Source organism: Paenibacillus sp. HJGM_3 (assembly GCF_045062745.1).
Classification (GTDB): Bacteria; Bacillota; Bacilli; order Paenibacillales; family NBRC-103111; genus Paenibacillus_AA.
Map to the genome: position 1 here is coordinate 183,112 of NZ_JBJGED010000005.1, position 13,450 is coordinate 196,561.

The 13,450-nt window shown below is 52.1% G+C and carries 9 protein-coding genes; 5 read left to right on the forward strand and 4 right to left on the reverse strand.

The window, feature by feature from the left end:
• Positions 1-147 precede the first annotated feature (147 nt).
• Positions 148-3,099: a DUF4855 domain-containing protein gene (locus tag ACI5FR_RS07865; RefSeq protein WP_405452652.1), complete on the forward strand. Its 2,952-nt coding sequence runs from the start codon at positions 148-150 to the stop codon at positions 3,097-3,099.
• A gap of 122 nt (positions 3,100-3,221) precedes the next feature.
• Positions 3,222-5,432, forward strand: coding sequence for a heavy metal translocating P-type ATPase (locus tag ACI5FR_RS07870; RefSeq protein WP_405452655.1), 2,211 nt, complete (start codon positions 3,222-3,224; stop codon positions 5,430-5,432).
• Positions 5,433-5,492: 60 nt separating this feature from the next.
• Here ACI5FR_RS07870 and ACI5FR_RS07875 read toward each other — a convergent pair whose 3' ends face one another.
• Positions 5,493-6,056 (reverse strand): beta-class carbonic anhydrase, encoded by a 564-nt coding sequence (locus ACI5FR_RS07875; protein ID WP_405452658.1) that lies wholly within the window; start codon positions 6,054-6,056, stop codon positions 5,493-5,495.
• 146 nt (positions 6,057-6,202) lie between these two features.
• On the opposite strand from ACI5FR_RS07875, the gene ACI5FR_RS07880 reads away from it, so the two are divergent.
• Positions 6,203-7,078, forward strand: a complete 876-nt coding sequence (locus ACI5FR_RS07880) for a phosphotransferase family protein (RefSeq protein ID WP_405452660.1) — start codon at positions 6,203-6,205, stop codon at positions 7,076-7,078.
• Positions 7,079-7,166: 88 nt separating this feature from the next.
• On the opposite strand, the gene ACI5FR_RS07885 is transcribed toward ACI5FR_RS07880, so the two are convergent.
• From ACI5FR_RS07885 to ACI5FR_RS07895, 3 genes are read right to left on the reverse strand one after another with little or no spacing between them, the layout of a single operon-like run.
• On the reverse strand, positions 7,167-7,730 hold the full coding sequence (locus tag ACI5FR_RS07885) for a DUF2961 domain-containing protein (protein WP_405452663.1): 564 nt from the start codon (positions 7,728-7,730) through the stop codon (positions 7,167-7,169).
• 12 nt (positions 7,731-7,742) lie between these two features.
• The gene (locus tag ACI5FR_RS07890) at positions 7,743-8,744 is read right to left on the reverse strand and encodes a phosphotransferase (protein WP_405452665.1); all 1,002 of its coding nucleotides are present in this window, start codon (positions 8,742-8,744) and stop codon (positions 7,743-7,745) included.
• Entirely contained in the window at positions 8,741-9,868 is a 1,128-nt protein-coding gene (locus ACI5FR_RS07895) for a glycosyltransferase family 4 protein (protein WP_405452668.1), read from the reverse strand. The genes ACI5FR_RS07890 and ACI5FR_RS07895 overlap by 4 nt, the downstream gene beginning before the upstream one ends.
• A 161-nt stretch (positions 9,869-10,029) precedes the next feature.
• On the opposite strand from ACI5FR_RS07895, the gene ACI5FR_RS07900 reads away from it, so the two are divergent.
• Both ACI5FR_RS07900 and ACI5FR_RS07905 read left to right on the forward strand, forming a co-directional pair.
• Positions 10,030-11,100 carry a glycosyltransferase gene (locus ACI5FR_RS07900; RefSeq protein WP_405452671.1) on the forward strand — a complete coding sequence of 357 codons (1,071 nt, stop codon included), beginning with the start codon at positions 10,030-10,032 and terminating at the stop codon, positions 11,098-11,100.
• A 256-nt stretch (positions 11,101-11,356) separates the two neighbouring features.
• Positions 11,357-13,249 carry a fibronectin type III domain-containing protein gene (locus tag ACI5FR_RS07905; RefSeq protein WP_405452674.1) on the forward strand — a complete coding sequence of 631 codons (1,893 nt, stop codon included), beginning with the start codon at positions 11,357-11,359 and terminating at the stop codon, positions 13,247-13,249.
• The last annotated feature ends 201 nt before the right edge of the window (positions 13,250-13,450 follow it).

The window sequence follows — 13,450 nt, forward strand, 5'->3', positions numbered from 1 at the left end:
GCCGCAAACTAGCAAATATTTTTTGAAAGCGCTAACTGTTTTGCTTTGGACGAAAGGGGGGATCATGTCGAGCGTTCACCCGGAACAAGTAATAGATTTTAGTTTCAGGGATTTCCATACTCGAGCCTAACAAAGGAGCTGACTTAGATGAATTTGAATCAAAAATGGGGATCCGTCCTGATCGCAGCAGGATTGCTGATGGCACCGGTTTCTGCTGTGCAGGCGAAATCGCCAGTTCCGGCCATCAGTATCGCGCAGGCGGGAGTTGCAGACCAGACGAAAGGAATTGTTCCCGGAAATCCGGCCGCTGAGCAGACGATATTCCGCAATCTCGCGGCAGGCCTCTCCTATGAATGGTCCGAAGCGCCGGAAGCCTCGCATCCCGATGACGGGCACAAGCTGACGGATGGAAAATACGGCACATTGAATATGAACGACCCGGCCTGGGTGGGACATTTACGCGGAAAAACGCGCGAAGTCGTGTTCGATCTGGGTGAGGAGAAGTCGATCGGGAAGATTACAGCTCATTTCCTCCAGGATTATCCTGCCAACTCGATCCTTGTGCCGCTAACGGTATCGATGTATGTCTCCGACGATAAGGAGAATTGGGGACTGCTGTCCCACAACGCCACGCAGCTGCTCTGGGGGGAAGGGCCGCCGAGACAGGAGACCTTTGAATGGGACGGCAGCCGGGACGGAATCAAAGGCGCGAATACGGGCGGCAAGCTGGCATATGCCCGTTATGTGAAAGTAACCTTTACGATGCATCCTTCTCAGTGGGAATATATTGACGAAATTGAAATTGGGGGGACGGACGGCAAGGTCGACGGGGCTGTAAAGGTTCCTGCCGAGCAGCCTTATTTTCTGGAGCCGGGGGAAGCTACAGGCGGCATCCGGAATCTGAATCTGCTGTACAACGGACAGTATGCGAATGGCTTGGGGGATTGGAAGAAGGAACGGATCATCCCTAACATCAGTTACGTGAATAAGGATGGCGAGCCTACCGATTGGCTTTTTGACGGTGTATTATACCTGGGGCTGGCTTCTCCGGCCGGTCGTGATTTCGGTCTGGGGCAAACGAACCTGGACGACTGGAAATGGTATTTGGGCAAAACCTTTGCAGCCAAGGGAGATATGCAGCAGCTGAATGAGGCTACCCAGGAAGTCGGAGTCAAGTTGAACCAGCCGGATCATAAAGTCAAGGTTGTATTAATGATTCCGAATCCAGGGGAATCCTTAAACGAGTTTGGCGACGTTGACGGGGACGGAGTCTCGGAAAGCTTCAACGCCTCCGTCGTGGGCACTGAGAAGGCGCTTGAAAATAGAGAAAAAGCGGTGCAGTGGTGGCTGGATCAGGTCAGGCAAAAATGGCAGGCGGCCAATTATTCCAATCTGGAGCTGGTCGGTATGTACTGGCTGGAAGAACAAATCAGCACAAGCGATACGGGACCGGAATTGGTAAAAGCCGTAAGCGGCAAAGTCCATGACAGGAACCTGAAATTTTTCTGGATTCCACACTCTTTAGCATACAAAAGCTATATGTGGAAAGACGTAGGGTTTGACGCCGCGGCACTTCAGCCTAACTACTTCTTCGGCGGAATGGATCCCGACCGCTTGGAAGATGCCGCTAACCTGGCCAAACAGTACGGGATGTCGAACGAAGTCGAGTTTGACGACCGGATGCTCACGGACGGCGTATTCCGCGAGCGTTATATCGAGTACCTGAACAGCGGCGTCGAAACCGGATTGATGCAAAAAGGCTTTAGGGCCTATTACCAAGGCAATAATGCGGTTTACAACTTAGGGGTAAGCAAGGATCCAAGTTTGCGTTTGATGTATGACTGGCTGTACCAATATTTGAACGGAACGTACGTCATCCACAATACCCCGCCGCCGGAGGCAGACGTATTCCTCAACGGACTAACGTTACCTAACGATGCTGTCGTACCGGATACAGAAACCATCCAATTTACATGGAAAGTCAAAGACGACGACGGAAGCGGATTGACGAAGGTAACGGCTATGTTCGACGGCAAATCTTACATCTCGGGAACGCCGATAGATCTGACCGGAAAACCGGGCAAGCATCAACTGGTCGTCACCGTTGCCGCTGCCAAATCCAAGACGACAACTTACATCATCACAGCGGCATCGACCCCCGATACCCTGAACGCTCACGTGAATCGTTTCGCCGAACAAAAGCAGTTCACAACGGTGGAAGCCCCTCATTCGCTGAACAATTATGTGGAACTTATGAAGCGTTTTGAAGGAACGGATGCGTCCCAGTTTGACAAGTACCTGCAAGGCTTCAATGCACAGCTGGATCAATTGGCTGCGGACCATATCCTTTCGGATACGGCATTTGTCGCACTGAAAGAAGAGGTTTATCACCTCGTCGGTAACCTGGCGGAAGGCAAAGCGGCAACTGCGTCTTCCGTTGAGGGTTCGAGCTCGAAGTTGGCACCGGAAAATGCAGTGGACGGGTTCTCTTCGACAAGATGGTCGAGCAATTACGTCAATGACAGCTGGTTCCAGGTCGATCTTGGCGAAACCAAGGAATTCGATACGGTGAGAATCGACTGGGAATTCGCTCGAGCCAGAACGTACAAACTCCTTGTCTCCGACGACAAGATGAACTGGACCAGTGTGATCCAAGACAATAACGGAATCATTACTGCCCATGACGGAAAAGAAACGGTTCGGTTTAGTCCCGTAAAAGCCAGATACGTCAAATTCCACGGCGTGGAGAGAAATTCAGATTACGGCTATTCCTTCTACGAGTTCGGCGTATACGACCTCGCGGGAGGCGGTACCGTAACGCCGATCGACGGCGCAAGAGCCGTGGTGGATGCAGATGCTAAGACATTGACGATCGACGGTCTCGTAATGGACGGCAGCCAGTCCGAGGTAAATTTGAAAGTGCTCGACTCAAAAGGGAAAGTTCGTTATGACGGCCAGACGACAACCACGGAAACGGGAAGTTTTGAATTCACGGTTAAGCTGACCGGCGATTTAAAAGGGTCATGCGACGCCTATCTCTCTATGGAGGGAATGTCCGAACCCGTTAAGATTTCATTCGAATACGACAAAAAGGACTGATGTTAATTCGGCAACCTTGAAGGCAAATACCACCGTACAATCCGTCTGATCGAGGCATGTTCCCGGACAACTTCCCATATAGTTGCAAAGAGATGATGGGAGTTGTTAGGGAGGAGATCATCGTGTTTTCTCAATCCGCGCATCGGATTCAACTTAAGATAGGCGGGATGACTTGTGCAGCCTGTTCGGCACGTATAGAGAAAGTCGTGGGCAAATTGGAGGGAGTGAGGGAGGTATCTGTCAATCTGGCTCTAGGCCAAGCCGTCCTGGTCACGGAGTCCGACGGCGGACTTGAGGGCCGAGTGATCGAACGTATCGAGCGCTTGGGCTATAAGGCGACGCTGTTGGATGATGCGCAGCCTTCGTCGAAGGGGACACGCTCATTGGAGCTTCAGTTGACGGTTTCCCTTCTGTTGACTCTTCCGCTAATGTGGGCCATGGTTCGGCATTTCACATTCACTTCGGGCATATGGATACCCGAGCTGTTTTTGCAGCCATGGTTTCAATGGGTGCTGGCTACGCCAATCCAATTCGTGATCGGTCGAACCTTTTATTTCCGGGCGTTCCACGCCATACGGAATAAGACGGCCAATATGGATGTTCTAGTGGCGATCAGCACGACGAGTGCCTACTTCTATAGCCACTATATGACCATCCACATGCTTCGAATGGGAGAGAACAATCCGCACGCGGTCTATTTCGAGACTAGCGCCATGATCATCACAGCGGTCCTGCTGGGGAAATGGCTGGAGGCTTCTGCCAAACGGAGAGCACTAAAAGCGATTCATCAGCTGCGCCGGCTTAGTCCCGAAACGGCAACACTTGTGAAGGGAGACAGTAGAGTCACAATCCCCACGCAACATGTTGTGCCCGGCGATCTGTTGATCGTTCAGTCTGGACAGCCGGTCCCCGTCGACGGCATTGTCGTGGAAGGGCATTCTTTCGTGGACGAATCCTTCGTCACAGGAGAGTCGATCCCGGCGGAGAAGCGTGTCCATCAACGTTTGATCGGTGGTTCCAATAACTTGGAATCCCGGATACTCATGCGTGCGACAGCCGTCGGGAATGACTCGGCTCTAGGTAAGATGATCAGCCTGATGGAGAACGCTCAAGCGTCCAAAGTTGAGATCGGTCAGGCCGTCGATCGGATCGCTGCGGTTTTTGTTCCTATCATCTTGATCCTGGCTTTAGTCACTTTGTGTTTATGGTCTTTCGTTTTCACTCCAGGGAACTGGGAGGGAGCGTTGTTCAAGGCGATGGCCGTTCTCGTCATTGCATGCCCTTGCGCGCTCGGACTTGCTACGCCGACTTCGATCCTGACAGGTACAGGTCGCGCGCTGGAAGCCGGGATTCTGTTCAAGGACGGTCGTCTTGTGGAGCTGCTGCGCGACGTCCAAGTCGTGTTGCTGGACAAGACGGGGACGGTAACGACGGGTGTTCCGCGTGTAACGGATGTTGTTGCCGTCGATGTAGGCCGCCCGAATAAGCTGCTCCGGTATATGGCAGCCGTCGAGACGCCCTCCGAGCACCCGTTCGCCAAAGCGATCGTCGCAGAAGCTGAGCGAAGAAAGCTGCATATCCCTGGGGCGGAATCGTTCCAGGCGATCGCCGGTTATGGGGTAACCGCTCTAGTGGATCAATCTCGGATTTTAGTTGGCTCCAAAAGATTCTTGAGAGAAAACGGCATCCAAATGGACGCTTGGCTGAGAACCTGCGAAATGCTCGAAGCTCAAGGGAAAACGGTGCTGCACGCGGCTTGCGACGGACACTATGCGGGTCTGGTCGCTGTCGCCGACACCATAAGACCGACCACACCTCGCGCCATTCGCCGTTTGAGGAAGTTACGTCTTGATGTCATTCTGGTCACGGGCGATCAACGTATTACGGCCTCCACGATCGCTGCCAAGGCTGGGATCACTGAAGTTCACGCCAATATGCGCCCGGAAGAGAAGGTGCTCCTCATCCGTAAGCTTCAACGATCCGGTAAGCGGGTCTGCATGGTGGGGGATGGCATCAATGACGCCCCGGCATTGGCTGCAGCCGATATTGGCATGGCGGTCGGTACGGGAGCGGAGATTGCGAAGGAAGCGGCCGACGTGAATTTGCTCCATAGCGATCTCGGGGGAGTGGCAGATGCGATTGCCATCAGCCGAAGAACGATGCGCAACATCAAGCAGAACTTGACCTTTGCGCTCTTGTATAATGTTCTCGCCATTCCGCTCGCATTTATGGGGTGGCTGGCTCCCTGGATCGCGGGAACGGCGATGGCGCTCAGCTCCGTATCGGTGGTGACGAATGCTCTGCGGCTGCAACGGGCGGAATGGAACAAGTAGCTCCAACTTCTCAAAAAAATAGCCGGCCGCTATGGCCGGCTTTTGAGTATTCTTCTTTGTCTATTGATTGATGTAACCATTTTCAATAATATCCAATGCCCCAGTTTCTGGGTTGATCACTAGTCCATGTACTGGAACATCTTTGGGGATTAAAGGATGGTTACGGATCACTTCCACGCTCTGACGAACACTTTCCGAAACAGAATCAAATCCGCGCAACCAATCCTTAATGCGAATACCGGCATAGTCTAATGTCTCGATGGTCTGTTCGGGAATTCCCCGCTCGATCATTTTTTGGGTTGTTGCAGCCGGATTTACATGGGTCATCCCGCAGTCATGGTGCCCCACAACGCAAACCTCTTGGGCGTTCAGCTCATAAATCGCAACAAGGATGCTTCGCATAATACTTCCAAACGGATGGGAAACAACCGCACCGGCGGTTTTTAGAATTTTGGCGTCGCCGTTTCTCAGGTTCATCGCTTTCGGCAGCAATTCCGTCAGCCTGGTATCCATGCAGGATACGACGACGAGCTTCTTATTGGGAAGCTTTGACGTTTGATATTTCACGTATTCCTTGTTCTCGACGAAATTTTTGTTATACTCGATCATTTCATCTAACAGCATGCTAGCCACTCCTTTCGATCTATCTAGTATAAACCATTTGATTTCAATGTGACAAAGAAGCAGGCGAATGGCCTATTAGGTCGATGATTATAGGATAGAGGAGATCCAGAAACGAAACGAAACAAAATGAACTCCATTATGCAAAAATGGTAAAGGATCAATTCCTTGATTTGACCATTCAATCCGTCGAGTCGCTTGGGGAAGGCTTCAGGAACTACGCGATATTGGTCAATGGAGAATGGGTGTTTCGTTTTCCCAAAAGCCAACAGGGAGCGGAGGAATTGAACAAAGAAATTCGTTTGCTGCCTCACTTGCACGATTGTGTAAAGCTTAGGATTCCGGAATTTGTCTATATCGGAAGGCAAAGCGACGGAAGTTCTTTTGTAGGTTATCGAAAAATCCGGGGTGAGATTTTGGGGGAAGACGGAATGGCGAGTTTACCCATCGATGTAGCCGACCGACTCGCACTTCAGCTATCCGATTTCATGAATACATTGAACGAGTTTCCGGTCGAAACGGCCATACAGGCTGGAGTTCCTGTTCGAAACCTAAAAGATGAATTTCGCTTGCTTAAAGAAGCTGCCGAGAGGCAGGCGTTTCCACTTCTAAGTGAGCCATTACGGGACTATATCACTCTACGCATCGGATACTACCTAGAGCATCCTGAATACACGAATTATAAGCCGGCACTGATTCATGCCGACCTGTCCCCGGATCATTTCTTGACGGATTCAGCTCCGACCTCGTTATCGGGCATTATCGATTTCGGTGACGCCGCGATAAGCGATCCGGATTACGATTATGTGTATCTATTAGAGGACTGCGGTGAGCGGTTTACTCGGCAAGTGATGGTGTATCGAGGAGTTATTGACGTGGACGCGCTTATCGAAAAAGTCTCGTTCTTCGTAACGTTCGATCAAATCAGTTACCTGTTAGAAGCAATAAAGGCCGGGGATCCAGACTGGATTTCCGAAGGGTTAGAGATATTGGAAGAGGATAGGGTCAACAATACACTCTACTAGTTCGGGTTGGGGCGGACACGTGACACCCGTTTGGCATTACGAGTCCGCCCCACCGTAGAAAAAAGCCGGACAACTGATCCGGATCCAGCTAACGGTTTCGCCACTCGTGCCCCCATAAGGTTTTGCCGCCGCCCAACGCTTTCCGGTATTCGTGTCTCCAGACGTGGACATCGCGCAGGCCGATCTCGGGCATGTTTTGGCGTGCTTCCTTGCCCGGAAGCGCCGGAAGCGGCTTGTGCGGCTCGGACTGGTACCAGTAAGCGACCGTACACAGGTCGAGCGTCAAATTGTTGTTGTGCCCATGCTCGATGCTCACTTGCAGCGATTTGGAGAAATGGACCGGATCTTCGAGAAAAAAACGGTAGCAATGCGTCCTGCCCATAAAACCAAGCTTCTGCGGGATGCGGGCGTACCCGAAATACGGATGCGCGTACAGCTCGTTCGGCGACCAAGCGCTGTTGAAAAAATCCTCTGTCCCCGTCCCGTGCAGCGACCCTGGCCAGGCTTCGCCGTCGATCAGCCACATGTCGTCGCCTTCACCGTACCACATCGGCCCGGGGTTATCGACACACAGGAAAGAGGAACCGCTGCCGCGGTTCCTCTTTTCAGGAAATCGAGCAAGGGAATCCATTCGGAAAGATTTTTGCGGCATTCGTTAGCTCTCTTAAGAGCTATGCGTTGCGGCATATTGCTTAAGTTTTTGCAAAAAGCGAGTGATCTTCCTTTCGGACGAAAGCGCCCAATGCAGGTTTTTCTCCGTTAAAGGAAATCTTTCGTAAGAGGACAGGACCAGGCAAGACGTACGCGGGAATCGAAGCCAGACGCCGATGAGCTTGTAATCCGTTTTACTCAGCTTCGAGGCTTGACGATACCCGGTTAATATCGCCTTGGCGATCTTGAAATTCCATCGATGATCTTTGCATGAATTGTAAATGACACGGTACAAATCATAGGCCGGCAAATCTACATGCAGCGTTTCGAAGTCGAGCAGATAAGTTCCGCTGGCGTTCATAACAAAATTGCTCGGCCCTCCATCTCCGTGGCACAGCACTCCGCGCTTTCGCGGACGATGACGGTGCGAGAAATATCCGCTGCTTCGCAGCAGCGCTTTCGCCTGGTTGGCATACCGCAGCATTTCCGGCCCATGAAGCCGGACGAAACGGTTGATCGCCGTACGGGCGAAGCCGTTCCTTTTCGCTTTCGCGACCTTGTTTTGCAAATCTCGTTGACGCGCCCGAAGTATCGAGGGCCATGCCCCAGTCTGATTATATGCAAAATGACGTTTTATCGCTCCGCTCCCAGCCCTATGAAATCGGCCTAAGGCGACGCCGCAAGCGCGCATCTCGCTTAAAGAACGAGGCGAAGGCATTCTACCTGCAATCCAGGGGGTGAGAACATAAAGCCCCCCTCGAGGCGAAGCGGCATAAAGCTTCCTTCCTTCCGGCGTTTGCGGATTGCGCCAAGCCAGGCGGATCCCTTTCTTCCGGACGCCCCGAAGCACGCGATCGATCCAGCGCAACTGCGCCGGCGATTTTGGCATGCGTTTCAAACTGTAGACGACGCCGCCCGTGGATATGACACGGTAAACCCCTTTGCGGATTTTTTTAACGGAAGCGGGCTTAATCCCGAACTGATTGGCTATAGTCAAAATCAGTTGCTCGCTCATAACGTCCCAGCTCTCTTAACGCCCCTGAATAACGCCCTATAGCGTTGGGCGATTTCTCGCCATCTATAGCGGGCAGCGGTAGCTTTTGCACGGATTACCCGCTGCCTCGTACCTTCCTTATTGTTCCACATGTGCAATACGGCCCTGGCTATCGATGCGCCGCGTATGGAATGGATGATATGCGCATTGCGGGTATTGACGAATTCCTTCAGCCCGCCCGACAATGTCGAGACGAGCGGCACGCCGTTCGCCATCGCTTCCAATGCTACAAGGCAAAACGATTCCCTCTTGCTCGGAACAATGACCGCGCCGTAGGAAGCGTACATGCGATGAATCGCAACATGCGAACGGTTGCCTAACCATCGAATGCGTCCCGACACTCCAAGCCGCTTTGCATAGGCGCGCAGATGGTTCGTATAACGTTTATTGCCGCTGCCTGCGACGGTTAACACAACATTTTTGCGATATCGGGATAATAGGGCAACCGCCTGAATTAAAGGTTTTATCCCTTTTAAAGGAATAAGTCTGCCGACAAAAAGCAGTTGATTGGAAGCGCCGTTCGTAAACCTGGAAACGGACTTCACCCCATGCGGAATGACGACGATTCGGCCCGACGCGCCGCGGTACGTCCTCCTGGTTGCATTTGCTTGCCATCTGCTCGGAACGACGATTCTCTTTGCATGACGAATCAATTTTGCCTGGTTTTTTCTGTGATTAGAATGCCCCCCATCGGAAGCGATCGAATGGCATGTATAAATGATGGGCACTCGAAATCTGCTGCCGGCTTCCGCTGCGGCTTTGGCGAATTCCGTGCTATGGACATGAATGAGATCGGGTCTTCCAAACCCTGTGGCAGACGCGGTCCGTAATACGGCTTTAGCCTTGTAGGCGCGGGCGGAATGATGAAAATAGGGCGCCTTCTTGGGCAATCTTGCGGTGCGCAAGCCTTTTTCCTTGGATAAAAGAAGCAGGTTGGTTTTGCCGGAGCATAGTACGTTCACGTGCACGCCGGTTTTGCTTAGCATTCTGGTCAAGCGGGTGGCGACAATCCCTAATCCTCCGATGATATTCGGTTCAAATTCGTTCGTCATTACCCATACTTTCAGTTTTTTCCTGCTTCCCATGGGCACCCTCCTTAAAACGCCTCCGAATATGTGTATGTTAAGAAATTGTAAAAGGTACGTTATTTTACGGAAGATGTCCGCACCTACCGGTTCTAAAACATTCGGCTGGCATAACCTATATCGTCGAAGCTGGATTATGGGATCGCGGGAGGCTGCTGGACTTGAAAAGGATTCTGATCATGATTAGAAATTTGCGGGCAGGGGGAGGAACGGAAACTTACGTTTTGACATTGGCGCAAGCTTTAAAACAACAAGGCTGCCAAGTAGGGATATATACGTCTGGTGGAACGTGGTTAAAGTTTTTCCGCAAGAAAGGAATTCGCCTCCACATCGCTTCTTCGTATAAAGATTCCCAAAGGAAGTTAAAGCGGGTGTTAAACCAATGGCAATATCAAATCGTTCATGCCAACGACCAATATAGCGTATCGCTTCTGAAAACGTTGCGTGCGCGGCCGAGTCGTGTCATTGTCACCGTACATGGGAAATATTTCAAGCCTGCTGCGATCAGAAAAGCAAGTTCGCTCGCCAAGGCGATAATCGCGGTTTCGCCGCCGGTATACAAGTATGCCGTTCGATGTGGGGCCAGACGGTCTCAGATGCACCTAATCCCCAACGGTGTCGCCCTAGAGAAGTTTAGTCCGAGAGGGTCGGCTCCTTTTCGCGTTAAATATAAATTTCCATCGGACGCTTCCGTCATCGGCTACGCCGGCCGGTTTACGTCCCGCAAACTTCCGCTCGGCATACGGATCAGCCGGATGTTACGAATCTTTCAAGCCGGCAGGCCGAATGTGCGGGTTATGATTGCCGGCAGACGCGCCAAAAGTTACGTAAAAGCAAGCGGCCGGTGCGTTGTACCCGGACTTGTTACCAAGATGGCCGATTTTTACCGTTCCTGCGATATCGTGGTCGGGACCGGCCGCGTCGCCTTGGAGGCGATGGCTTGCGGAAAACCGGTCATTGCGGTCGGATGCGGCGGCTACATCGGGGAGGTCACCGTCAATAATTTTAAACGAGCCGCCAAAAGCAACTTCGGAGACCACAAGGACTACCCGGCAAAATGGACAGGCGCACGATTCGTCAAAGACTTGAACAAAGCGCTATGGCGTATAAAAAGAGGCAAGGTCCGAACCATTGGAATCCGAAAGCAGATGATCAATCGCTTCTCAGGTCGTACGATGGTTCGGAAAATTACCCATTTGTATGCAAAAACACGGATTCGCTCGGCTAAGTGATTAGGTCGGGCGATTTTGTGCCGCCCAAAAGGGTATTCAAACCCTCATCGGAATACCCCCGGTATAGGCCGCTTTGTCCAACTATTTGTATGATTTGTCCATTTCTGATGCTTTAAGAATAAGGTATGATCTATATTGTAAGCGCTTACCTAATTCTTAAGTTACAGGAGATGATCGTGGAGGTGAGGCCCATGTAGACCCAGATAAGTCTACTTTCGCTGGACATCAGAAAATGGATGCAAAGGAGATGATTGAAATGAAAAGACTGGCCGGAAGGAAAAAGCTGCTGCTCGTTCTCGTACTGGGGCTAATGCTAGGTATGATGCCGGTACATGTGTTCGCCTATGACAGCACGGCCACATGGAAGACCAGAATTGACGCGGCCATTGCGACCATGGATACCGCTTCGTATTATTACGGGTATACGGACACCCCGCGATCGGAGCTGCTCGCCTGGAACGGGTCCTACACGCTCGACGCCCTGCTCAGGATGTACCAGCTGACCAAAGACACTCAGTATATACAAAAAACGAGTGCCTACATCGATCATATGTACGACAACCTCGGGGACGTGAATGGCGATGGTTACCTGGGGTGGGGGACCGAATACTACACACCGGGCACGTATACGGAATACGTCGTGCATTATGGCATGATCCTGGTGCAATGGGCCAAATTCATTCTTACCGTGAAGGCGGACTCGACGCTGGCGGCTTCGCTCAACCCTCAGGGCATCACGTATGCGAGCCAGGTCGCGTCGCTGGAAAGCGTGATCGACAATCATCTGGTGGCCAGGTGGAATAAGGACTGGTCTGTCGTCTACAACACGTACCTGGACGAATACAATTCGAATAAATCGCTGCCGCACAATCAGTATTTGGCACTGGCCAATGCGCTCTACTTGCTGTATCAGGCGAACACGGCTAACAAGCATTATTTGTTATGGGCGGATCAGATGTGCGGCAAATGGAAAAGTTATGTCGTTGCCAATGGCACCGCGTACAAGTGGAACTATCACGATGTGATGATCCCTGCGGACGACAACTCGCCGGCTCTGGAGGACTGGTCCCATGCCGCCGTCGATATTCAGAACGCGATTCTGAACTACAACCGGGGTGGCTCATGGACGGGACCGGAAATGACGAAGCTGGGCAACACCATCTATTCCGTCATGTACGACGGCAATGCGTCAGATCCCGGGCTGTATCACAATGTGGGCGGGACCGGTGCGGCGGACGGGGAAATCACCGGCGCTCATCTCGATCTGGATCGATGGGTCAGCGGAATCTGGACGCGCGGAGAAAAGCACAGAAGCTTGAATTGGGGAGGCGCAGCCGCAAGACCATTAATGGACGCGGCGAAAATCTTGCAGCTTCATCCTTCCAATGCGGCTCCGGAATCGTTTGCGCTCAGCTCGCCGGTGGACGGTGCTACCGGCCGCGACACGACGACCGCCTTCACGTGGCAGCCTTCGAAAAACGCCAGCGACTACACGCTGCAAATTTCCACGAGCAGCAGCTTCTCCACATATACCGTTAACCGGCCGAGTATTACGGAGACGAGCGCCTCGGTTCAATCGCTCGCCCCCAATACAACCTACTACTGGCGGGTCATCGCCCGCAATAAGGCTGGGACGACGATCACGTCCGAGACCAGAAGCTTTACCACAAAGCCCGCGCCTACGTTTACATTAACATTCAAGCACTCCGACACCCGAGCATCGGGATCGCCAGCGGGATTTTTGTACAAACAGGTGCTTGTTGACGATGTGGTCGTTTGGGAACAGGATGTAACAGCAGACGCGGCGAGCACCTGGCTGACCAGCTCCGTGAACATTACGGCACAGAGCGGCTCCAAATCCAGCGTGAACATCAAGTTCCGATTGTACAACAAAGGCAACATTTCCAATTACTCCGCGAGTGCGTACTTTGACGATGTCGCATTGACCAACGCGGATGTGGTGAATGGCGGCTTTGAAAAAAGTGAGCTTTGGAGCTACCTGGAATCGGGCACCGCCTTCACCGGAGGATACGATTCGACCGTCGTGAGCTCGGGGGCCAAGTCATACAGGCTGTCGATTCCTTCGAACACGGCTTCTTCGGCCGGCCATTACGGCGCCGTTCAAAACAGGTGGGCGCTGATGCAGTAAGCCATACCGCAAGCCCCAAGGGGAGTAGGCGCGTCAGTTCAGACGGGCTGCATTCCGCCCTTTGGGGCTTTCGCTTTAACGCTGTTTCCCGGTGATGAAAATTTCGATTGATCGTCTCCAATTCCTATTTTATACTGATTGTGAGCAATCGTGAGTCAGATATAAATCAAAGAAAAGGAGCTGATCACTATCCATCGTTTT

Coding starts and splice junctions, on each gene's coding strand:
- ACI5FR_RS07865 (WP_405452652.1), top strand. CDS start 148: ATGAATTTGAATCAAAAATGGGGATCCGTCCTGATCGCAGCAGGATTG.
- ACI5FR_RS07875 (WP_405452658.1), bottom strand. CDS start 6,056: ATGCTGTTAGATGAAATGATCGAGTATAACAAAAATTTCGTCGAGAAC.
- ACI5FR_RS07880 (WP_405452660.1), top strand. CDS start 6,203: ATGGTAAAGGATCAATTCCTTGATTTGACCATTCAATCCGTCGAGTCG.
- ACI5FR_RS07885 (WP_405452663.1), bottom strand. CDS start 7,730: ATGCCGCAAAAATCTTTCCGAATGGATTCCCTTGCTCGATTTCCTGAA.
- ACI5FR_RS07890 (WP_405452665.1), bottom strand. CDS start 8,744: ATGAGCGAGCAACTGATTTTGACTATAGCCAATCAGTTCGGGATTAAG.
- ACI5FR_RS07895 (WP_405452668.1), bottom strand. CDS start 9,868: ATGGGAAGCAGGAAAAAACTGAAAGTATGGGTAATGACGAACGAATTT.
- ACI5FR_RS07905 (WP_405452674.1), top strand. CDS start 11,357: ATGAAAAGACTGGCCGGAAGGAAAAAGCTGCTGCTCGTTCTCGTACTG.